Genomic DNA, 23,679 nt, shown 5'->3' on the forward strand with positions numbered 1-23,679 from the left:
GACCATCGCGTCCAAGGCCCGTGGCGGATTGCACCACGACCCCGCCCCGGCTGCACCGCCGGTCCGTGAGCTCGTGCGCCGCGACATCACCCTCGACGTGCGCGATCCGACCGCCCCGCCGTCCGGGGCGCCAGGGTCAGGCGTCTGCGCACCTCCGGCAGGCTGTCGAGGCGTACCTCGTACAGCCGCCCCTCGGCGTGCGCCGGCGTCTGGTCCCCGTAGTGGGGCGAGAGGGGATTGCCCGAGCTGCCGTGGCGGAGCACGTCGCGGATGCGGGTGCTGCCGGCGGGGCCGAACTCGACGACGAAGCGCCACGGCGCGCCCTCGACCACCTGGCCGTCGCGGTCGGGATACATCAGACAGACGCTCTGCCCGCCACCGCCCACCGGGGTCGGGGGCGATCCGTACAGCGAACGCAGCGTGTCCGACACCGCGGCCAGGGGATGCTGGTCCGCGATCCGGTTCAACCTGCCGTAGCACCAGCCGGTGGGGTCGTCGCCGAATCTGTCGGCGAGTCGACGCGCCGCCTCGGTGAGGGCGTCGGCGACGACGACCGGCAGTTCCTCCGTCTCGCCGAGCCGCCGGCGGGCGTCCGCGTCCATCACCAGGTGATCCACCTGAAGGGTGACATCGGTCATGGCGTCTGCGACGGCTGCACCGAGCCGGCTGGTGATCCAGCGCCCGGTCAGCACCCGGGCCAGCGCCCCGAAGACCAGAGGTGCGGCCTGATCGGCGTCGTCCCTGCCGTCCCAGGTGGCCAGCGACTGATGGCTGAACCGGGCCAGCGGCGACTCGGGTGGATTCTCGTCGAGCGCCTTGAGCAAGGTGGGCAGGATGCGCTGTGCCCGGCCGTTGCGCAGGTCCATCTGCCACGCGGCGAAGTCGTCCGGACGGGCCGTCGGCATCGCCGTCAACAGCTCCCCGATCCGGTCGGCCCGGTACGGTCCGCCCCAGTCGCTGCCCAGGTGCGGGGCGACTCCGTCGGGCAGGATCTGGTGGTTGGCGCTGACCACGTAGCCCGCTGGCGGATCGACGACCTCCGGCAGCTCGTCGAACGCGAGCGTGGTGGTCCAGCGAGCGGCCACTTCGGCCGCGCCGGCCGGGGCGAGGCCCTCCTGACGGTCGCGGCGGGGCACGATCCCGGCCGTCCGCAGCGCGACCGCACCGTCACGGGTCGCGACGACGAGGTTGAGCACGGGCACGCCGAAACCCCGCAGGGTTTCGCGGAACGCCGGGTAGTCGCGCGCCCGCCACATGCGCTGGCAGCTCTCGGCCTCGGTGGACGGGTGCAGGCCACTCCAGTAGAGGGCCACCGGGTCCGCCTCCGCACCGCGTGGGCCCGGCAGGTCGACGTATCCCGGCCCGCCTGCGGCGGTCACGGAGATCTCGTTTCCGCCGCGCACCCGCACGACGCTGGTCTGCGACCACCGTGACTCTCCCGGCGGGTCCGCCCGCTCCCCCACGGCCAGGTCCTGGGTGTCGATGGTGGAGTTCGTCACCCCCCAGGCGAGATCCGGGTTGGCGCCGATCACCAGTCCGGGCACGCCCGGCACCGTCACGCCGTACGCGCGTTCGCCGTCGAGGTCCAGACCCAGCTGATACCAGAGGCTCGGCTGGGTGAACAGGATGTGCGGGTCGTTGGCCAGCGCGGCGAAGCCGGTGGCGGACCTGGCCGCAGACACCGCCCACGCGTTCGAACCGCTCCCCTGCCGGCCCGCGAAGAGGTCGCCCAGGTGGGCGGCGCCGGCCGCGGACAGCAGCGCGGTGTCGCCGCGCCGTGCCGCCGGCCCTGCCGGGGCGTCGGACCCGATGGTGACGCTGCCGCCGGGCGGGTACTTCGGCGCCAGGAAGCTGCGGACGAGGTCCGGTCGCTCCGCCAGCAGCCGGCTGCGGAAGATCTCCTGCTGCAGGTTGCGGCCCAGATGGAAGCCGAGCTGCTTGACGATGGCCAGCGAGTCGCTGACCGACCACGGGCCCGGCCGGTACCTCACCAGGTGGAAGTCGGGCGGGAGCTGCCCGCGGCGGCGCATCCGGCGCACCGCGGTGTCGACCCCGTGGGCGAAGGCCGCGAGGTTGGCGCGGGCAGGCGCTGAGAGCAGCGCCTCGCTCTGGCGGGCGGCCCGCTCGAAGGCGAGCGTACGGGCGAGCACGTCCGAACCGGCGGCGCGAGGGCCGAACACCTCCGCCAGTCGTCCGGTCGCCCGCCGGCGCAGGACGTCCATCTGCCACAGCCGGTCGTACGCCATCGCAACCCCGACGCCGACGTAGAGATCGCGCTCGTCGCGCGCACGGATCCACGGGATGCCGCGTCCGTCGCGGTCGATGTCGACGGTCCCGTGCAGGGCCGCCAGAGAAAGCACCCGGGTGCGCCGGAGCGCACGACTGCTCGGCCAGGCGACCAGGCGCAGGATGCCCGCCGCGGCTCTCATGACGCCTTTTCGGTCTCCGTCTCCGGGAGAGTGTCGTGGCGATTCAGGTCAGGGATGCGCCGGCCGACCAGCAGGTAGATCGCGACGCTCACCATCGCCAGGGAGCCGATGGCGAGGAACATGACCGGCCCGCCGAAGGACGCGAGGACGAGACTGCCGAGGAACGGTCCGGTGAACCCGCCGACCTGCGCGAAGGTCTGTGCGCCGAAGTAGGCTCCGCGCCGGTCCTCGGGCGCGATGCGGTCGACGAGCGCGAACTCCGACGGCACGATCAGGGTCTCGGCGACGGTGAACACCACCATCGCCAGGATGTAGTGCCACATCTGCTCGGAGATCGCGAAGCCGGCCATCCCGACGAAGGTGAGGATCCCGCCGAGGGTGATGGCGTTCAGCGGGTTGTAGCGCTGCACGTAACCGGCGGCGAAGAGCTGGAGGATGATCACCGCCACCGCGTTGGTGGTCATGACTGCGGCGAGCACCCGGGCGCTGTCGGCGAAGTCGATGACGAAGTTCTGGGCGAGCAGCACCGAGATCCTGCTGTGCACCGTCTCCAACAGGATCGCGCCGATGAGCAGGAGGAGCAGGCGGCGGTCCGACATCACGGCCCGGGCCGATTCGCCCAGTCCGCGGACGATGGCGCCCGTGCTGCGGCCGAGCGTCGCCAGCCCGGCGTCCCCGAGGGACGGTCGTGGCAGTTGCCGCGTGGCCGCCCAGAGGACGGCGAGGTAGACCAGGTACACGACGGCGGCGGCGGGGAAGGAGATCCGGGCGCCGGTGAACCCGAGGGCCACGCCGATCAGCGGACCGACGGCGTAGCCGGCGTTGATCGCGAGGTACTGGTAGGAGAACCACTTCACCCGCAGCGCAACGGGGAGCAGGTCGCTGATGAGTACCTTCGCGACCGGGCTGAAGGCACTGGTGGCGAACGCCATGGACGAGTTGAAGACGAACGCCGTCACGGCGTCGCGCGCGAAGAAGAACCCGACGAAGCTGCCGATCACCACCAGCAGGCAGGAGAGCAGGACCCGGCGGCGTCCCACGATGTCGGAGAGCGCGCCGCCGAGGAACCCACCGGAGATGCCGAAGAGGACGGAGGAGCCGATGACCAGGCCGACCGTCGAGACGGACAGGCCGAGTTCGTTGCGGAGGTAGATGGCGAGGAAGGGAATCGTCACGCCGTTGGCCAGGCTCATCACGCCGGAACCGCCGACGAGGATCCTGGCCAGTCGCGGTGGGCGGAACGCTGCGCTCGCAGCCGGTTCCCGGGTCAACTCGGGTTTCCTTCCGTCTTGTCCTGCTGGCGCTGGAACTCGGTCATTGCCTCGGCGACGGTAGCCGCTCCGGGGTCACGCAGCATGCCCTCGTGGCTGGTGGCCACCACCGTCTCGGTCAGGTTCGGCAGCACCAGGTGCCAGCCCTCGGTGTGCCCGTCATCGTCGTCGGACCTCTCCAGGCCCGCCACCAGCAGCAGTGCGGGCACGGCCAGGGCAGGCGCGGGCTCCGCCATGATCCGTCCCATCGTCCGGTAGTCCGCGAAGGCGCGGGCGAGCCCGCCGATCGTGGCAGCCAGCGCGGGCGCCGCGGTGGAGGTGGCCCAGCTCAGGAGTTCCGCGTCGGCCAACCCGGCCGCGGACTGCGGGGAGAGCTCGCGCCACCGGCGGGTGTGCTCGGGAAACGCGAGGGCGACGTCGGAGAGGAAGGCGACCAGCCGACTCCGGTGATCCTCGGAAAGGCGCTGGTGGAGACATCGTGGGCTCGGCGCGTCGAGCAGGGTGATGCTCCGTACCTGGCGGCCGGCCGCCCGCAGCGCGTGGGCGAGGTGCAGCGCCATCGCTCCGCCCAGGGAATGTCCGACGAGGTGGACCCCGGGATCGGCGACGGGCAGCAGCTCGGTCAGGCAGGCCTGCGCGGCGACGGCGGCGGACGGCGTGCCGTCCCGCGCGCGGAGGAGGTCGCGGGTGTGCAGGGCGGAGAACGGGCGGCCCCGGACGTGCGTCGACAGCCGCGCCATCGAGGCGCCGATCCCGAAGACGCCGGGCAGCGCCACCACGGGCGCCCGGCCCGCCATGGAGTCCCCCAGCGGCATCAGGTCGACCGGGCGGCGGGACGCCGCATTCCGTCCGGCCGGCCGGGCCCGACGGACCGCGCCCGCCACCGCTCGTACCGTCGGCGCCCTCAGGAAGTCGCGCAGCGGGACGACGACACCGAACTGTCGGCGTACGGCGGCCAGCAGGCGGGTCGCCAGCAGGGAGTTGCCGCCCTGCCGGAAGAAGTCGGTGTCCGCTTCGACCTCGGTGCCGGGCAGCAGCTCCGCCAGGATCGCCAGCAGGGACCGCGTGACGTCGTCGACGCCTGCGGGCACATGTGGCGTCAGGACGGGGCCCGGGTCGGGCAGGGCTGCCCGGTCGAGTTTGCCGTTGGCGGTTCGCGGTAGCGCGTCGACGAGGATGAACGCGGACGGAACGGCATACGCCGGAAGCCGACCCTCCATCGAGGAGCGCAGCTGCGCCGGACCGGCGTCGCCGCCGCCGACGACGTACGCCACCAGCCGGGTTCCCGTGCCGGGTGCGGTGTGCGGCACCACCGCGGCCTGCCGCACACCGGGCAGGGCGACCAGGGCGGCGTGCACCTCCCCCAACTCCAGGCGGTAGCCGCGGACCTTGACCTGGTCGTCGTTGCGCCCGTGGTACTCGTACTCGCCGGAAGGCGTCCGCCGGGCGAGGTCCCCGGAGCGGTATCCGCCTACGGGCCGGCCCTGCGCGTCGGTGACGGTGATGAACCGCTGCGCGGTGAGTTCCGGTTGTCCCAGGTATCCGAGGGCCACGCCCGCACCCGTGACGATGATCTGCCCGATCTGACCGTCGGCGACCGGCTGATCGTCCTCGTCCCACAACAGGAAGTCGAGGTCGGGAAGTGGGGCACCGATCAGGCTGGTCGTGCTGGCGACGTCGGAGGCGAGGATCCGGCGGTACGAGGCGTGGACGGTGGTCTCGGTGATCCCGTACATGTTGACCAGGTCGGGCGCGGTGTCGCCGTACTTGGCGACCCATGGCCGCAGGTCCCCGAACCGGAGCGCCTCACCGCCGAAGACCACCCACCGCAGCGGCAGCCGGTCGTCGTACTCGTCCTCCTGGGCCGCCAGCGAACTGAAGGCGGTGGGCGTCTGGCTGAGCATCGTGACCCGCTCCGCCCGCAGCAGGCGCCGCAGGGCGACCGGGTCCCGCATGACCTCGCCCTCGACGACGACCACACACCCGCCGGTGAGCAGCGCCCCCCACATCTCCCACACCGAGAAGTCGAAGGCGAACGAGTGCGCCATGGTCCACACGTCTGCTGGCCCGAACCCGAACAGTGGCTGCGTGGTGCCGATCAGGCGCAGGACGTTGGCGTGGGAGACCTCGATTCCCTTGGGGCGGCCGGTCGTGCCCGAGGTGTGGATGACGTACGCCCGATCGGTGGGCGCGATCGGGCGGACCGGTGCGGCGGGCGGGTCCGGCTGTTCCTCGCCACTGTCCGACGCGTCGAGCAGGACCGCCGCGACCGTCGCGGGCAGGGAGCCGGCCAGCGTACCCGTGGTGATCACTAGGGACGGCGCCGCGTCACCGACGATCATGCCGGTACGGACGGCGGGCGCCTCCGGGTCGAGCGGCAGGTACGCGGCACCCGTCCGGAGCACCGCCAGCGCCGCCACGATCATCCGTGCCGAGCGCGGCAGCAGCACGCCGACCGGCTGGCCGGGTGGCGCGACCGTCGCGATCCGGCCGGCCAGGGCCCGGGAGGCGGTGGCCAGCTCCCGGTACGTCAGGGCCTGCCGGTCGCAGCGGACGGCGGCCCGGTCGGGGTGCCGAGCGGCGACCTCGTCGAAGGCGGCGACCAGGTTGTCGGCGGTGACCGTCGCGGTGCCGGCCCGGCCGAGCGCCGGTACGGACACGTCGTGGCGTCCGGCGAGCCGCCGACGCAGCCGTAGCGCGCGATCGGTCGACGTCATGAGCGGTTCTCCCCAGGTCTCGTCCCGCCGGTCCTCACAGGGCGAGCACCAGCGGGACGATCAGCCCTGCCGCTTCGACCCGCGACACGTACGCGCCCCAGTGCGGGGAGTCGATGAGCGTCGCCGTCGCGCGGTGGTCGATCTCCAGGGACTGGCCGCTCACCTCCCGCCAGATCTCCCCGAGCGCCCTGCGGTCCTCGTCGTCGACGAGCGTCGCCTCCTCCACCGGCCGGTCCGGGCTGCCAGAGAAGAACCTCAGCAGCCGGTCGGCCGCCCCGGCCAGCCGGTCGATGGCCTCCGGGGTGAACAGCGACCGGTCGTACTCGATGGTCAGCCCGATCCGGTCCTCGTCGGTGAAGTGCAGCAACAGGTCGAAGCGGCTCGTCTGCGCGCCCAGCTGGGTCACGGTCGTGTCCAGGCCCGGCAGCGCGGCGGCACCGCGCATCGACCGGGCGACGGAGACCACGACCTGGACCAGGGGGCTGACTCCGGGTCGACGGGGTGCTCCCACGAGGTCCACGATCTTCTGCAACGGCAGGCTCTGGTGATCCAGGGCGTTCAGGGCGCTGTCCCGGACCACCGCGACGACGGCCCGCGCGCTGTGCTCGGGGTCGACCTGGTAGCGGAACGGCACGGTGTTGGCGAAGAAGCCGACGAGGTCCTTCGTCTCCGCCGGGTGCCGACCGGCGACGGCCGCACCGATCACCACATCCGACTGCTGGGCGAGCTTGGCCATCAGCACCGCGCTGACGGCGTGCACGACCATGAAGAGGGTCACGTGGTGTTGCTGCGCGAACGCCCTCACCTCGGCGGAGAAGGTCTCGTCCCACTCCCGGCGGTGCCGGCCCGCGGCCCGCGCACGGTCCTCGGTCCGCTCCAGGTCGGTCGCGAGGGCGAGTTCCCCGTCGTAACCCTTCAGGTAGGACCGCCAGAAGTCGCCCTCGCGTCGGGCCGGCGCCGATTCGAGGTAGTTCTGCTGCCAGCGGGAGTAGTCACCGTACTGGATCGGGAGCGGGGCCAGGTCCGCCTCCCGTCCCGCCCGGTGGGCCGCGTACGACTCCGCGATCTCCCGCAGGATCACCTCGTTGGACCAGCCGTCGGTGACCACGTGATGGCTCGTCCATTCGAGTACGTGGTCCCGGTCGGAGAAGCGGTACAGGGTGGCCTGGGTCAGCACCCCACCGAGGTCGATGCGCCGCGTCGCCCGCTGCCGGACGTACTCCAGCATCGCCTCGGTGTCCCCCTGAGCGACCATTGCGTCAGTGGCCTGCCGTACCCGCAGGCGCGGCTTCGCTTCGGGATCCACGACCAGCAACGGCACGCCGTCGCGTTCGACGATCCGGCTGGACAACACCTCGTGCCGCGTGACGAGCCGGTCGACGGCCGTCCGCAGCGCCGTCACGTCGAGGTCGCCGTGCAGATGCAGGAGGTAACCGTCGGTGTAGGCGCCGTCGGAGTCGAGCTGGTCGAGGTACCAGAGGCTCGACTGCGCCATGGACAGCGGAAACTCCCGCAGGCCGGCGGGCCTCGCCGGGATCGGCACGCCCGATTCCCGGTCGTCTGTCAGCGCCGCCTCGACCCGGGCGGCGAAACCCCGCAGCGTCGGGTTCTCGAACAGCTCCCGGATCGGCAGGCGGACCCCGAGGCGGTCGCGCAGCCGGGCGAGGACCTGCGTCGCGTGCAGGGAGTGGCCGCCCAGGTCGAAGAAGCTGACCTGGGGCCCGGGCCGGCGACCGGACAGCACGGAGGCCCAGATCTCGGCGACGGCCTCCTCCGTCGAGGTCATCGGGGCGCAGCTCTCCTCGGTCGGTTCGTCGACCGGGGACAGGGCTGTCGCCGCCAGCGACCGGGTGTCGACCTTGCCGTGGCTCGTCCGCGGCAACTGGTCGATGCGGACCAGGAAGTCCGGAATGGCGTTGCGTGGCAGGACCTGGCTCAGCCCGGAGCGAACCTCCTCGGGCCGCAGGTCCCGGCGGAGCAGGGAGCCCTCGGCCGAACCGCCGGCACCGCCGGAGACCACTTCCGGTACGAAGAATCCGACGAGTTGCTTACCGCCGTCATCGGACTGCCGGACGATCACCACGCTCTCCTGGACGCCCTCGACGCCGGCGAGGGCGCGACTGACCTCGTCCAGTTCGACCCGGTTCCCTCTGATCTTGAGCTGGTTGTCGATCCGGCCGAGGAACTCCAGCGAGCCGTCCGCCAGCCGGCGGCCGCGGTCACCGGTGCGGTACATGATGCCGTCCCCGTCGACGGCGAAGGGATCGCTGACGAAGACCGCGGCGGTACGGTCGGGGTCGTTGACGTAGCCGCCACCGACGCAGATGCCGCCGGCGTACAGCTCACCCGGCGTGCCGGTGGGCACCGGCTCCCGGCCGCCGTCCAACACGTACAGGGCGGTGTTGCGCACTGGCCGTCCGATGGGGACGGAGGCGTCCCGCTCGTCGACGTCCGCCGCGACGAGGTGGTGCAGGACGTCGTCGGACGTCTCGGTCGTCCCCCACATGTTCAGCAGCCCCACCCCGGGCAGCAGCCGGCGGAACGTGTTGGCGGACTGCGGGGTCAGCGTCTCCGCCTGCGAGGCGACCCAGCGCAGGCGGAACGGGGCGAACGCGTCGACGCCGTAGAACGCGAGCTCGGCGCACATGATGTTGAGCACGGACGGCGTCACCTCCAGCACCGTGACCCCGTCCTCGGCCACGGCCCGCAGTAGCGACGCCGCGTCCTGACCGATCTCGTCCGGGTAGATCACGGTCGTGGCGCCGACGGCGAGTGGTGCGAGGAACTGCCAGACGGAGATGTCGAAGGTGGCGGCGGCGTCCTGGGCCAGCCGGTCGCCGGGCCGCAGGTCCAGTTGCTGGATCTTGGCGTCGAGGTGGTTGAGCATGCCGTCGTGCCGGATCAGGGCACCCTTGGGCTCGCCCGTGGATCCCGAGGTGAAGATGATGTACGCGCTGTCCCGACCGCCCGGTGCGGGTCCGAGCGCGACCGGGGCGCCGGCAGCGGCGGCGAGGACGTCCGCCACATCGACCAGTTCCACCTCACCGATCGCGGCCAACGCGGCGCGGTGCGTCTCGTCGCACACCACCAGCCTCGCCTCCGCCCGTCGGACCATGCGGGCGACGCGTGCGGCCGGGCCCTGCGGCAGCGGCAGGTACACCGCGCCGAGGCGGAGGATGGCGAGGGTGACGACGAGGTAGTCGATGTTCCGGCCGCTGGCCAGGCCGACCACGGTGCCGTGACCCACCTGCCGTTCACGCAGCCATCCGGCCACCCGCTCGACGTGCACGGCGAGCTCCCGGTAGGTGATCTCGCGGCCGCGGCAGACGGCGGCCACCTCGTCGGGGAACGTCTGCACCGAACGGGCCATCCGGTCGAGGAAGCCCGTCGCCGTCGCCGGCTCGACCGGCCCGCGTGAGATCGCCAGCAACGCCCGGTACCGCTGCTCACCGAGCAGCGCGACCTGCGTCGGCTCGTCGTCCGGCTGGTCGACGATGCTCGTCAGCGCCCGCAGGAAGATGTCCGCCACGTCGTGGAGCTGGTCCTCCGAGATCCGCTCCATGTTCGCTTCGAGGTCGAGCGTGAGCAGTCGACTGAACGGATCCTTGTTGAACTCGGCCCGCAGGGTGAAGTTCGTCTGGATGTAGCCGAAGCCGTCCACCACCTCGATGCCCGTGGCGTGGGCGAGCCGTTCGTAGCCGTGGAAGTGGGTGTAGTTGAACATGATGTCGGTCAGCTCGGGTACGCCGGCGAGGCGGAGCATCTCGGCGTGCGGGAAGCGCCGCACCGGGAGCAGTTCCCGCTCCTTGTCGCTGGTGGCCGCGATGAGGTCGCGCCAGGTGCGGCCCCGCGGCCGGAGCCGGAAGGGTACGAGGTTGAGGTGCAGGCCGATGACCTCGGTGCCGCCCTCCTCCTCGATCCGCCCGTTGGCGGCGACGCCGAGCACGACGTCGTCGCGTCCCGTGAGCGCCATCACCACCCGCGAGTGGACGGCCATCACCACGTGTTTGACCGACACCCCGCAGGCGGCGGCGAGCTGGTGCAGGCGGTCGGAGAGTTCCGCCGGGAGGTCCACGCTGAGGAAGCCCATCCGCCCCTCGTGGACGGCGCCGGAGCCCCGGGCCAGGCGGGGCAGCAGGCTCGGCTCGACGTCGGCCAGTTCCTGTCGCCAGAACTCCTGGACCGCCTCGTCGCGGAGCACGGCCTGTTCCTTGGCGATGAAGTCGGCGTACCGGCGCACGGGCAGGGCACGGTCGTGCGACGCGATGCCCCGCAGGTCCTGCCAGTAGTCGACGAGGATCTCCGCGAGCAGGGACGTCTCGCTCCACCCGTCGAACATCGTGTCGTGGAAGCTCATGGAGAACATGAACTCGTCCGGGCCGAGCAGGTGCGCCGTGAACCGGACCAGTGGTGGCCGCGCCCAGTCGTACGGGTTGCTCATCTCCCGACGTCGCCAGGCCTCGAACTCGGCCAGCTGCCGATCCTCGTCGAACCGGCTCAGGTCCGCCACGCTCAGCGGGGTTCGGGCCTGCGCGTGGACGACCTGGAGCGGTTGCGAGAAGCCGGACAGGTGGAACGACGTCCGCAGGATCTCGTGGCGCTCGGTCACCCGCGCGAGCGCGCGGCTCATCGCGTCCTGGTCGAACCTGGCGCGCAACCGGAACATGAAGATGTCGCAGTACATGTTGACGCCTTCGGCGTACGCGCTGTGGAACAGCACGCCGGCCTGGAGGGTGGCCAACGGGTAGGCGTCCACCGCGCCGGCCGGCAGGCGCACCCGGTCCGCCGCGTCGATGAGGCTGAACGGCTCGACCGGCGGGTCGACCGACTCGTCGGTGGCGACCGCGTTCGCGGCCAGCGCACGCGGCGTCTTCAGCTCGTAGATGTCGGCCAGGTCCAGCGTCATCCCGCGGTTCGCCGCGGCCGCACGCAGCTGCACCGCGATGATGGAGTCCCCGCCGATGCCGAAGAAGGAGTCGTCGGGTCCCACCCCCTCGACGCCGAGCACCTCCTCGAACAGCGCGCAGATCGCCCGCTCCAGGGTCGCCGACGAGGCGTCGGCGTCCGCCTCCGTGGCCATCGGCGCCCGGAGCTGGTTGGCCGCGGTCGGTGCGGGTAGGAGCGTGAAGTCGGCCTTCCCGTTGGCGTTCACGGGAATCTCCGGCACCGGGACGATGAAGGCCGGAAGCATGTACGACGGCAGGCTCGCCCGCAGCAGTTCCGGAATCTCCCCCAGCTCGCAGCCGGGGTCGTGGGTCACGTATGCGACGATCTGCGCCCGGTTGTTGCCGGTGCCCGACGCCGCCGGCTGCCCGGCCCGGACGAGACTGCGCACCGAGGAGATCCGCCCGGACACCGCCTCCTGTTTCACCACCGGATTGCGCTGCGGCCGCGTCCGACGGACGGTGACCGCGACCTGCTCGACGCCGGGTACCGCGGTCAGCGCCGCGTGGATCTCCCCGAGCTCGACCCGGTGCCCACGGATCTTGACCTGGTCGTCGGCCCGCCCCAGGTACTCGTACTCCCCGGCGGGAGTCAGGCGCGCGAGGTCACCGGACCGGTAGCCCCGCACGGGCCTGCCGTCGACGGTCAGGTCGAGGAACCGCTCGGCGGTCGCTCCGGGCTGGCCCAGGTATCCGGTGGCCACCCCTGGCCCGGTCACGATGATCTCACCGGTCTGGCCCGGGGCCACCGGCTGGCCCTGCTCGTCCCAGAGCAGGAAGTCGAGATCCGACAGCGGACGACCGATGAGGCTGGCCGTGCTCGTCAGGTCGGCCGCCAGGACCCTGCGGTACGAGGAGTGGACCGTCGTCTCCGTGATGCCGTACATGTTGACCAGCTGCGGCTGCTGGTCGCCGTACCTGTCCACCCAGGGCCGGAGGTCACCGAAGCGCAGCGCCTCACCGCCGAGGACCACCCACTTCAGCGGCAGCCTGTCGGGCTGGGAGATCTCGTGCGCCACCAGGCTGTTGAAGGCGGTGGGCGTCTGGCTGAGCATCGTCACGTGTTCGTCGGCGAGCAACGCCCGGAAGGCCACCGGGTCCCGTGCGACGTCCTGTCCCACGACGACCAGCCGGCCACCGGACAGCAGCGCCCCCCACATCTCCCAGACGGAGAAGTCGAAGGCGAACGAATGGAACATCGTCCAGACGTCTCCTGCGCCGAAGCCGAACTGCGGCCGGGTGGCGCGGATCAGGCGCAGCACGTTGCCGTGGCTGACCTCCACGCCCTTCGGCCGCCCGGTGGTGCCCGAGGTGTAGATCACGTAGGCGCGGGTGTCCCACGCCGCAGGGCACCGCCCGTCGGTGTCGTCGCTCCGGTCCTCCGCGACGTCCTGCGGCCTGATCACCGGGGTGTCCGGTGGCAGCAGTTCCGCCAGCTCGGGAGTCGTCAACACCACCGAGGGCGTCGCGTCCGCCACGATCAGCCTCAGCCGGGCGGCGGGAGTGGACGGATCGACCGGCACGTACGCCGCGCCCACCCGCAGCACGGCCAGGCTCGCGACCACCATGTCCGCCGAACGCGGCAGGAGCAGCAGCACCGGACGCGACGGGTCGTCGACCCGCGCCCTGATCGCCGCGGCGAGAGCCGTCGACCGGGCGGCCACCTCGGCGTACGACATCCGCCGGTCTGCGCAGCACACCGCGATGCTGTCCGGATGACGTCGGACGACCTCGTCGAACGACTCCACCAGATTACCGACGGCACCATCGGAAGCAGTCATCATCTCCGCCTTAGCTGAGTCGAACCGGGTCGTGAGCGAGTGGTGTGGACGGCCGTCGGACCAACCGGGCGAGATTCTCGGAGAAGCGCCGACACACCTCGGCTGCCGCCTCCGCGGACACGAGGTTGCGTTGGTGGACGAGGCGGAACGCGAGTCCGTCCGCGTCGAGGGCGCCGTAGAGGCTCGTCGCGAAGGCGACGTCCACGGGTGGCATGTCGAACGTCTCGACGTCGTGGGAGCCGAGCCGTCGCCGCCGGCGGATCCAGGGCACGGACAGTCCCACGTCGCTGCCGTCCACGGGCTGCTGGAGCGTCAACGTCGCCTGGAAGAGCGGATTCTGGCCGTGCCGATCCGCAGCGAGTGCCCGGACCAGGTCGCTGAAGGGAACGTCCGCGGTCGACAGCGCCGCCCGGAGTTCCCGCCACAGGCGTTCCTCGAGCGCCGACGGATCGGGCCGGTCGGTCAGGTCACCGAGGAGGGGCACCATGTTGACCAGGTAGCCGACGGTGCCGGCGAAGCGCGGGTCGGTGCGCCCGTGGTGCGGCGCGCCGATCACGATCCGCGGCTCGCCGGTCACCTGGTGCAGGGCTCCGGCGTAGGCGGCCAGCAGGGAGACGAAGGGGGTGAAGCCGCGCCTCGCCGCGTGCCGGTGGAGCGTCCGTACGACGTCCGGGTCGACCTCGAAGTCGATCCAGCCGGCCCGGTGCCGGTCCGGGTCCGGTCGTCGTCGTGGCGAGCGGGCTGAAGCAGGTCGTTCCGGAAAGAGGACGAGGTCACGCAGTGGCCGCCACTTCTGCGCCAGGGCCGTGACCCGGTCCCGCCAACCGGGATCGAGTCGCGCCTGCTGCTGTAGCCGGGCCCAGTCGGTGGCGTCCGCCGCGCCCGGTCCCCCCGTGGCCGGCGGGGCGTCGCCGCCCGTGATCCGGGGCAGGATCTCGGCGAGCAGAAGCTGAAGCGACCAGTGGTCGACGACCGCGTGGTGACACGCCACGAGAAGCACCGTGCCGTCCGGCGGGTACGCCACCCCGGCCCGCACCAACGGGCCCTTCACCAGGTCGAAGGGGCGGTAGGCCCGCTCGTGCAGGTAGGCCCGTACCGCCTCGTCGGGGCCGTCCGGGAAGGCCCGGCACTCCCAGTCGACCGTGCCGTGGTCGTGGACGGTCTGGACGCCGGAGCCGAGCGGTCCGAGGGTCGTGCGCAGCGCGGGGTGCCGGGCGACGGCCGTGTCGATCGCGGCACGCAGCAGTTCCTCCTCGACGCGGCCGCAGAGGCGCAGGGCGATCGCCAGGTTGTTCGCCCGGTTGCCGCGGGACACCTCGTCGTAGAAGTGCAGCTCGACCTGGCCGGCCGAGGCGGGGCTCACCGCGCCGGTCTGCGCCGGCAGCGGTACGGCGGCCGGGCCGGGAGCCGCGGCGGCGGCGACCAGCTCGGCCACCGACCGGTCGCCGAAGAACAGCTCGGCGTCCAGGGTGCCGTTCACCAACCGCTCGACCGCCGCCTTGAGTTCGATCAGTCGCAGCGAACCGAGTCCCAGCGCCGCCAGCGGCAGCGACGGGTCCAACTCGGCCCCGCCGAGGTTCGCGTACCGCCGCACGAGCTGCTCCACCGCAGTGGACCGGTCGCCGGGGTGGGTGTCGGCGGCGGCCCGCTCGGGTGCCGCGGACGGGACCGCCGGCACGACGAGCTTGAGCCGTCCGCCGACGAACTGCTCCCTGGTGGCACGCCGGCGGATCTTCCCGCTGGAGGTCTTCGGTATCGCGCCGGGCATGACGACGACCACGTCGTCGAGGTCCAACCCGCACTCGGTGACCACCCGACGCCGCAGCCCACCGGTCAACGACGTGAGCAGCGCGGGGTCCGCGCGCAGACGCGCCAGCCCGCTGCGGGAGGCCTCGACCACCAGCGCCACCCGTTGATCACCGGTCTCCGGTTGGAACGCCGCGGCACCGCCCGGGCGCAGGTACTCGTCGCCCGCGGTGGCGAAGGCCTCGATGTCGTGCGGGTGGTAGTTGCGGCCCGCTCGGATGATCAGGTCCTTCTGGCGCCCGGCGACGTAGAGTTCGCCGTCGTACATCGCGCCGAGGTCCCCGGTACGCAGGAACGTCCCCTGCCGGCCGCCGACGGTGGCGGCGAACGTCGCGGCGGAGTCGGACCTGCCCCAGTACCCGGCGGCCACCCCGCCGGAACTCACGCAGATCTCGCCGACCTCGCCCTCGGCGCAGGGTTCGCCGTCCGGGCGGCGCACGGCGACCGTCGTACCCGGTGGCGGGGTACCGCAGGAGACCAGCGTGACCGAGTCCGTCCCTGCTGCTCCGGTCGCCTCGGTCAGCCGACCCGTTTCGAGAGCGTCCCGATCGAAGGTGCTGGCACGGTAGCCGGTCGACGCCTCGGGGCCGCTGACGAAGAGCGTCGCCTCCGCCAGGCCGTAACACGGATAGAACGCCCGGCGGTCGAACCCGAGCGGCGCGTACGCGGCGGAGAACGCGTCCATCGTCCGCCTGTCCACCGGCTCCGCGCCGTTGAAGGCGATCCGCCACGAGCTGAGGTCTGTCCCGTCGAGCAGCCCGGCGTCGAAGCGGTCCGCCAGGAGCTGATAGGCGAAGTTGGGTCCCCCGGAACAGGTCGCCTTGAAACGGGACACCTCCGCCGGCCACCGCAGCGGATCCCGGACGAACGCGAACGTGTCGAGCAGGATCGCCGGAATGCCCACGAACAGCGGCAGCAACGTGGTGCCGATGAGACCCATGTCGTGGTACATCGGCAGCCAGCTGAGCACCACGTCGTCGGTGGTGATCCCGAAGCCGGCAGCGATGGCCCGGTGGTTGTCGGTGAGGTTGCCGTGGCCGACCATGACCCCCTTGGGATCGCCCGTCGATCCGGAGGTGTACTGGAGGAAGGCGAGGTCGTCCTGCCCCGGCCGGTGGGGCCCCACCGGAGCGGCTTGCGCCCGCACCGCCTCGATCGGGTGCACCGCCAATCCGTCCGGCTCGGCCGCCAGCCCCGACAGCGGTTCGACCAGCTTCGCGGTGGTCAGCGCGTGGGTGGCTCCGCAGTCGCGCACGACGGTGGTGACGCGGTCGAGGCGCGCGTTGGGGCCCGGCGGGTAGAGCGGGACCGCGACCACGTTGGCGTAGAGGCAGCCGAGGAAGGCCGTGACGTAGTCGAGGCCGGGCGGGAAGAGCAGCAGCGCCCGGTCGCCCGGCTCAGCGATCGACCGCAGGTGGCCGGCCACGGTACGGGCGCCCTCGTCGAGCTGCCCGTACGTGGTGCTGGTCGCCGCCCCGGCACTGTCGACGAAGGTCAGAGCGTGCTCGTCGGCCCGGGTGTCCGCCCAGGCTGACAGAGCCGCGATGAGAGAGGTGTGCGTCATGGTCGTCTCTCAGTGGGCCGGGGCCAGGGACGCTTCGTCGCTGAAGACTTCCGGGCGCTCCTCGTCGACCAGCAGCTGGACCCGGTCCACGGCGGTGTGGATCCGGTGGATCACCTCCGCTCTGCTGGAGCCCGTGGCGATGACGTGCCCCAGGCGGTCGTAGGCGTTTCGTGGTGGTCGCACGGACGTGCCGGGGGACGCCGTCACGGTCACCTGTTCGACGCCGTCGAGGCGCTCGATCTCCGCCCCGCCCGCGGTACCCCGGAGCGTCCCGGGTCGCGGAGCCACCAGAAACTCGATCCCGGCGTACGAGTTCGTGGTCGAGGAGAGCCGGGTCGGTTCGCCGACGGCCGCCGCCAGCTGCGCGGCGAGCAGGTTGGAGCCGGTGGCGAGGCGGTAGAGCTCGGGGATCATCCCGCCGGCCGGGCGGGGATTGATCTCGATGATGGCCGGGCCGGACGGCGTGAGGCGTACCTCGGTGTGGGTCGCTCCGTGTGACATCCCGACCGTGGCGAGCGCCCGCAGGACGGCATCCACCATGTCGATCGCCTGATCCGCCGGCAGGTCCGCGGGAAAGACGTGACCGAGCTCCACGAAGTGCGGCCCACCGGTCACCCGCTTCTCGGTGATCCCGAGACAGCGGTTCCCGGTGCTCTCGCCGAACACCTCGACGCTGAACTCGGCACCCCGCACGTACTCCTCGACCAGTGCGCAGCGGGCGGTCGGCATTCCCCGGACGTTGAAGCGCATCCCCAGGACCGCCTCCACGTGCGCGGTCGCCTCCTCGACGGTGGCGCAGAGCAGTACGGCGTTCGATCCGGAGTCGTCCGCGGGCTTCACCACGCACGGCAGTCCGACCTCGCTCACCGCGGCGGCGGCCCGTGCCGGGTCCGTCACCGCGACGAAGCGGGGTTGCCGGATCCCGCTGTCCCGCAGCGCCTCCCGCAGCAGGGCCTTGTTCCGGCAGGCGGCCACGGCTGCCGGCGGGTTGCCCGGCAGTCCCAGCCAGTCGGCCAGTTCGGCGGCGAGCACGGTGTAGAAGTCGCTCGTCGTCGTCACCCCGGCGAGCTGTTCACGACGGAACCTGCCCTGGATGAGCGAGCGTAGGCCCGGCAGGTCGTGAGTCTCGCAGACGAGGACCTCGCAGTCGGTGTCGGCGAGCCCCGGGTAGCGGTCGGGACGGTCGGTGAGCAGTACCGGACGCAGCCCCATCCGTCGCGCGACGCTCAGGGCGAGCACGCCGGTCCCGCTCGTGTTCGCCTCCAGGAACAGCAGGTACCGCTCGTCGGCCGTGCGCGGGACGTCGGCTGTCCGCGACCAGCTCACGGCGACCTCGCCGGGGTTGATCGGACGCGGCCGGTCCGCCGCGTCCATTTCGTGGAGGCGGTCGGTGGCCCATCCGTCGTCGTAGACGGTCTGCGCGTACCGGTCGCCGCGATCGGGGAAGATGCCGACGATGCGGGTCCCGGGCTCCGCCCGGCGGGCCACGTCCTTCAACACCTGGTAGACCGATCCCGACGTGTTCCCGCCGAAGATCTGCTGCTCGCGGGCCAGGTCACGGGTGGCGCCGAACGCCTCCCGGTCGTTGAGCCAGTGCACCTCGTCGATCTGGCGACGGTCCAGGTTGGCGGGTTCGAGGCTGTTGCCGAGGCCGCCCTGCAGCCTGTTGGGCACGTCCGGTTGACCGAACAGCACGCTGCCGACGCAGTCCACCCCCACCACTCGCAGCTCGGGCAGCGCGCGTCGCAGCGCACGGGCCGAGCCGCACAGCGATCCACCGGTGCCGACCGCCCCGACCAGGACGTCGAAGGAGGTGAGGTCCCCCAGCAGCTCTGCGGCCAGGGACCGGTACGCACCCGGGTTGTCCGGGTTCCGGTACTGCTCGGGGAAGAACGCACCCGGCAGGCCTTCGAGCAGCTCGTGCAGCCGTTCGAGGCGGGCACCCTGCCAGCCCTGGCGGGACATCCGGTCGACGACGTGCACCCGGCAGCCCAGGGCGCGCAGCTTGGCGAGCGTCACGGGGTCGATCCGGGGGTCGGTGACGACGTGCACCGGATGTCCGAGGGCGGTTCCGACGAGTGCGACTCCCAGCGCCATCGTGCCGGAGGAACTCTCGACGATCGGCGCGCCCGGTTGGAGTACGCCCAGCCGTCTGGCCTCGAGGATCACGTGGCGGGCGACTCGGTCCTTCATCGCGAAGAGGTTCTGGAGTTCGAGTTTGGCGTACACCTGGACGCGCGGGTCGACATCCATCCTCAGCCTGATCAACGGCGTGTGCCCGATGGCGTCGACGACGTTCTGGAAGATCACGCGCTGGCCCCCGATCGTGCGTAGGTGCCGACGTCGTTCGCGCCCATCCGGACTGTTCCGCTCAAGATCGTCATTCTTCCCCGATTCGACGCTGACGTCCGAGCAGTGCCCGAGCGGAACCTCGCCGTTCACGACGGTCGTCCCACTGCTGCCGGAGGAGTCGGAAATCGTCTGCCTGGCTGGCGAGCAGGTCGGTCATCGCCTGGGGATTGACCGAGCCCGTCGACCGCTTGTCACGAATTGCGTTTTCGATGTCGAAGGCGTTGGCTAGCACGCGTTCGGCGTCGGAGACCTGATATCCGTGCCGGCCGGCGACCTCGGTCAACAGCCCGGGGTCTCCGGGATGGGGCGGGATGTCGGAGGAGACGGCGGCGGCGATGTACTGCCCGACGACGATCTGGGCCTCGCGCCAGGGGATCCCGTCGTTGAGGGTCAGGTCGTTCGCCAGTGCGAACGCGCCCAGATACTCCCGCCGGCAGGCTTCCCGCATCCGGTCGGATCGGAAACGCAGGTTGTCGATGACGGTCGAGAAGAGCCGCAGAGCCGTCCGCGTGGTGGAGACGGAGACGTGGAGGTTCGCGGTCGCCTCCTTGGACACCTCCACCATGTTGGAATAGGGCGTCGAGCGTTGGGCGAGGACGATGTCCACACCGAAGGCGCCGAGATGCGCCAGCTTTCCGCGGATCCGCTCCAGGATCGGGAAGTTCTTCTTCTGCGGCATCGCCGCCGAGATTCCGGAAAGCCCGTCAGGTAGGTCGATGAAGGCATATTCGTTGCTACCCCAGGTCATGAGGTCGGTGACGAAGCGGCTCAGTTCGACACTGAGAATGGAGAATTCCGCCATCATCTCCAGGGCCAGCGACCGGGACGCGACCGCGGTGAGGGCGTGCGGAACCGGTCCCGCGAAGCCGAGCAGGTGCGCCATGCGGTGACGGTCCCAGGGCATCTGCTGACCTGCCATCGAGCCCGCGCCGAGCGGCGAGAGGTCGTTGCTGTCATAGGTGGCGAGCCAGCGGCGCAGGTTGTGCAGGATCTGCTGGGAGAGGGCGGCCAGATAGAAGCCGGGAGTGATCACCTGGGCTGCCTGGAGATGGGTGTATCCCGGCATCAGGATGTCGGTCGTAGCGTTGGCGAGTCGATGGACAGCCTCACCGAGGCCCAGCAGGTCCTCCGCCGCGCCACCGAACCACTCGCGTGCCGCGAGAGCGTGTGCGGTCGCCTGGGAGTCGTTGCGACTGCGGTCGACGTGCCAGGTCGGGACGGGCTCGGTCAGCTGACGATGCACCCACTGCTCGATGGCCATCGACGTGTCGGACATGTTGGTGGCGGGGTCCGCGCTGAGCGTGGATTCGTCGATCCTGCCGAGTTTGTCCGTGATGTCTCGCCGTTGATCGCCGGTGATGACTCCCATCCGCTCGTACTCGAACAGGAGAGCCACTTCCACGGCGAGATAGTGAGGAAGCAGGTGAGTCATGTCGAAGATGAACTGCGGCCGGAGGATTTCTTCATGCACCTGACGGGACGGACCGCTGGACAAGCGTCCCGACATCAGGGCGGAGCCCTCGGGTACGAGCTGCAACTGAAGACCTCCGTTACGCTGTTGCACGGCCGGACCGCAGCGCAAATCCGCGCCTTGCGGCGCGTGACATCGCCTGCGGGTCAGACCGCCTCGAATGAAAGACAGTCATTGAGGAAGGTGCGACGATCCACAAGGGAAGGCGCGATCGGCGGCGCTGGACGAATTCGATGTCTGCCGTCAGCAGACATCAAGCCAACTCCCCCGTGGAGCGACTACACAATGGCGCAAGCAACGGAGCGTGGAACTGCAGTTCGCGCCAATAAGCGATCTTCGATGGGGCGAGCGTAGCCGCGCCCCCCGTACCACGCAAGGAACCGCATTCGCACGCTATGTCTGGTACAGGTCGTATTTGCTCATCCCGGCGCCCGGCTCCGAAGCATCCGCCTAGGCGCCCTAGCGGCGGTGGGATCTTTCCCCCGCGTTCGAGGCCACCCCTGGCTATCTTCACTGCTGGAAAGGCTGGCGACCTGGACGGGTTGAGCGTCTTTGGCGCTTGGACACTTGGAACGCGTCAGGGGATTTAGGCCGGTTCAAGTGGCCCCGATCATCGTCAGCCAACACGGGACGACTCCTGTCCACACTTGGCATATTCAAGCAGGATTCCAGGTTCCGTCGATGACGCCTTACTAGAAGCCGCTCCGCGACTACCGCCCGTGCGGCGGTCATGGCATTCCGACTTCCCGGGACGGCGGCGACTTCCCCGCCACCTGATTGACCGACGGTGGGCGATGCCGTGTCGGTGGTGGAGGCACTCGAAGGGTCGGAGAGGGCGGCCGACAGCCCCTCCAGCACCCCCGGTGACTACTCCTTCATCGGCGACGGGGAGGCCGCCTACGGCACGACCGCGGGTGCTCCGCTGAAGCGTGGGTACGCGTTCTCGCAGTACGCCAAGCACGTCCGCCCCGGCTACCAGCGGGTCGCCCTGACGAAGAGTTCCAAGGCCTCACCGTTGGAGGTCACCGCCTACCAGGGTGGTGGAAGGATCACGCTGGTGATCCTCAACCGCTCGGCAAGCGCGGTCGACAATGCCGTGATCCAGGCACCGCAGGACGTGACGAGGGCGGAGCACTACCTCACCTCGCAGAACGCCAATGCGGCCAGCCAGCCGACCAGCGTGAACGGAGGGCAGGTCAGCGTCAACATCGGGGCACGCAGCATCTCCACGGTCGTCTTCACCCTCTGAAGATTCCCCACCACGCTCGTCGCATCGCGTTCGGGCGGGTGGGTGCAGGTACCGCACCACCCGCACCCACCCGCCCCGGCCACGGGTCAGCCCGAGGTCTGCCGCCGGCGCGGGGCCAGATCCGCCAGCACCTGCCCGCCTCGGTCGCACCAGGCCTGCGAGCCGGCGACTCCGGTAGTGAGGGGACGCTGCGCCCGCCAGCCCCGCAGCTCCCGGACTCGCCAGCTGCGGGCGTACCGCCCAACGGTGGATCGAGCTGCGGCTGGACAGTACGAACGGCCCGGTCGTCGGCACCTGCACCGCGGGAGGCACCGGCGGCTGGCAGAACTGGACGAGTACCACCGCTGCGCAGTGAACGGAGGGCAGGCCCTCGACGGCCTGCCCCTGCACGTGGGGTCGAGCGCGAGGTGGTTCTCGGGGTGAGCGACGCCTCACGGTGGCGCGGACGATGCCGTCCGCGCCACCGTGGGTACCGGTTCACAACCTCCGCGACCAGCCGACGCCTTCTCAGGAATCCTGGTGCGGTTCGCTGGGCCGACGGTACGGCCGTCCTAACCGATGCGGATCAGTTGCCACTGCTGGTTGTTGCCACCCCAGTCGGCGTACTGGACGATGTTGGCACCGTCGGCGGTGGACGCATTCTGCACCTCCACGGCCTTGCCGCTGTTGCGGTTGATCACACGCACGTAACCGCCGGCTGATTCGGCGAGCCGGAACTGTTGATTCGTGCCGTTGCCATCGCTCCACTGCACGATCGCTGCGGCATCGGAGGTGGAGAAGTTGTAGACGTCCAGCACCTTGCCGGAATGCCGGGACTTCAACCGGTAGTAGCCGCCACCCGAGTCCACGAACTGCCACTGCTGCTGGTTGCCGTTGTTCCTGGCCCACTGGGTGATCCGGGCGCCGTCATTGGTCGCGAGGTTGTACACGTCCAACGCCTTGCCACTGTGCCGGTTCACCAGCACGTACCAGGCACTGGTGTCCACCGGGGTGCCCGGCGGAGGTGTGGAGGGCGGGTTGGCGCCGGCGTTGAGGGCGTTGAGAACGGAGGTGTACGCCGCCTTCTTGTTGCCTGATCGGTCGAACAACAGGGCGTCGTCGGTGCCGCGCCAGGAGTCGCTGTCCCGCACACCCCAGACGGTGATGCCGTTGCAGCGCGAGACGGCCAGGCAGGCGCGGGTGACCGTCGCGTAGATGTTGGCCTGGTTGGAGCCGGTCATGACGTCGAGTTCGGTGATCTGCACGTCGACGCCGAGGTCGGCGAAGCGCTGCAGATTGGCCTGGTAGTCGCCCGGGACCGAGGTGCCCAGGTGGGACTGGAAACCGACACAGTCGATCGGCACGCCACGGGCCTTGAAGTCCCGCACCATATTGTAGATGCCGGTCGACTTCGCGTTGACGCCGTCGGTGTTGTAGTCGTTGTAGCACAACTTGGCGCCGGGATCGGCCGCCCTGGCTGCGCGGAACGCCGCCTCGATCCAGTCATTGCCCGTACGCTGCAGGTTCGAGTCACGCCGACCGCCGCTGCCGCCGTCGGCGAACGCCTCGTTGACCACGTCCCAGGAGTGGATCTGCCCACGGAAGTGGGCGGCCACCTGGGTGACATGGTTGATCGCGGCGTTACGCAAGGTGGTGCCGGACAGTCCCTGCGCCCAACCCGGTTGCTGCGCGTGCCACAGGAGGGCGTGACCGCGCACGCTCATGCCGTTGGCCCGTGCGTGACTGACGAGACGATCGCCGCCCGTGTAGTTGAACCGACCCTGTTGCGGCTCGGTGGCGTCCCACTTCATCTCGTTCTCGGCGACGACACTGTTGAATTCGCGGTTGAGGATGCCAACGTACTGGCTGTCGGAGAGCTTGCCCGTCGCGACGGCCGCGCCGAAGTAGCGACCCTTCTCGGCGGCGGACGCTTTCAGGGTCGTGCCGGCACTGGCCGTCGAGGCCAGCGCCACCGTCATACCCGCAGTCAGTGCGACGACGAGAGTCGCCGTCGACAGCAGGGTTCTCTTGGTTCTCATGTCGTTCCTTCTCGTTGTCCTCAGCGGTGGTGGTGATGTGCCATTTCGCTCAGGCAAGCCGGTCCGGACGGCGGACGC

General features: G+C 70.7%; 10 protein-coding genes. 2 read left to right on the top strand and 8 right to left on the bottom strand.

Annotated features, from left to right (window positions below; genetic code table 11):
• Positions 1 to 86: 86 nt before the first annotated feature.
• From ACTMS2_RS14960 to ACTMS2_RS14990, 7 genes are all read right to left on the bottom strand, one after another.
• Positions 87 to 2,429: a penicillin acylase family protein gene (locus tag ACTMS2_RS14960; RefSeq protein ID WP_441175894.1), complete on the bottom strand. Its 2,343-nt coding sequence runs from the start codon at positions 2,427 to 2,429 to the stop codon at positions 87 to 89.
• Positions 2,426 to 3,700, bottom strand: coding sequence for an MFS transporter (locus tag ACTMS2_RS14965; protein ID WP_441175895.1), 1,275 nt, complete (start codon positions 3,698 to 3,700; stop codon positions 2,426 to 2,428). The genes ACTMS2_RS14960 and ACTMS2_RS14965 overlap by 4 nt, the downstream gene beginning before the upstream one ends.
• On the bottom strand, positions 3,697 to 6,417 hold the full coding sequence (locus ACTMS2_RS14970) for an amino acid adenylation domain-containing protein (protein ID WP_441175896.1): 2,721 nt from the start codon (positions 6,415 to 6,417) through the stop codon (positions 3,697 to 3,699). Before ACTMS2_RS14970 ends, ACTMS2_RS14965 begins: the two co-directional genes overlap by 4 nt.
• A 34-nt stretch (positions 6,418 to 6,451) precedes the next feature.
• Complete coding sequence (locus ACTMS2_RS14975) at positions 6,452 to 13,141, bottom strand: amino acid adenylation domain-containing protein (protein WP_441175897.1); 6,690 nt, start codon at positions 13,139 to 13,141, stop codon at positions 6,452 to 6,454.
• Positions 13,142 to 13,151: 10 nt separating this feature from the next.
• The gene (locus ACTMS2_RS14980; RefSeq protein WP_441175898.1) at positions 13,152 to 16,511 is read right to left on the bottom strand and encodes an AMP-binding protein; all 3,360 of its coding nucleotides are present in this window, start codon (positions 16,509 to 16,511) and stop codon (positions 13,152 to 13,154) included.
• A gap of 9 nt (positions 16,512 to 16,520) precedes the next feature.
• Positions 16,521 to 18,821 carry a pyridoxal-phosphate dependent enzyme gene (locus ACTMS2_RS14985; RefSeq protein WP_441175899.1) on the bottom strand — a complete coding sequence of 767 codons (2,301 nt, stop codon included), beginning with the start codon at positions 18,819 to 18,821 and terminating at the stop codon, positions 16,521 to 16,523.
• Positions 18,822 to 18,891: 70 nt separating this feature from the next.
• Positions 18,892 to 20,427 carry an argininosuccinate lyase gene (locus ACTMS2_RS14990; RefSeq protein WP_441175901.1) on the bottom strand — a complete coding sequence of 512 codons (1,536 nt, stop codon included), beginning with the start codon at positions 20,425 to 20,427 and terminating at the stop codon, positions 18,892 to 18,894.
• 715 nt (positions 20,428 to 21,142) lie between these two features.
• Between ACTMS2_RS14990 and ACTMS2_RS14995 the strand changes: the two genes are divergently transcribed.
• Together ACTMS2_RS14995 and ACTMS2_RS15000 are read left to right on the top strand one after the other, a co-directional pair.
• Positions 21,143 to 21,583, top strand: a complete 441-nt coding sequence (locus ACTMS2_RS14995; protein WP_441175902.1) for a hypothetical protein — start codon at positions 21,143 to 21,145, stop codon at positions 21,581 to 21,583.
• A gap of 250 nt (positions 21,584 to 21,833) precedes the next feature.
• Positions 21,834 to 21,938, top strand: coding sequence for a carbohydrate-binding protein (locus tag ACTMS2_RS15000; RefSeq protein WP_441176018.1), 105 nt, complete (start codon positions 21,834 to 21,836; stop codon positions 21,936 to 21,938).
• A gap of 196 nt (positions 21,939 to 22,134) precedes the next feature.
• Here the strand turns inward: ACTMS2_RS15000 and ACTMS2_RS15005 are convergent, their stop codons facing one another.
• Positions 22,135 to 23,601 (bottom strand): endo-1,4-beta-xylanase, encoded by a 1,467-nt coding sequence (locus tag ACTMS2_RS15005; RefSeq protein ID WP_441175903.1) that lies wholly within the window; start codon positions 23,599 to 23,601, stop codon positions 22,135 to 22,137.
• Between the last annotated feature and the right edge of the window lie 78 nt (positions 23,602 to 23,679).

This window comes from Micromonospora sp. SD12 (genome assembly GCF_052068495.1).
GTDB lineage: Bacteria > Actinomycetota > Actinomycetes > Mycobacteriales > Micromonosporaceae > Micromonospora > Micromonospora echinofusca.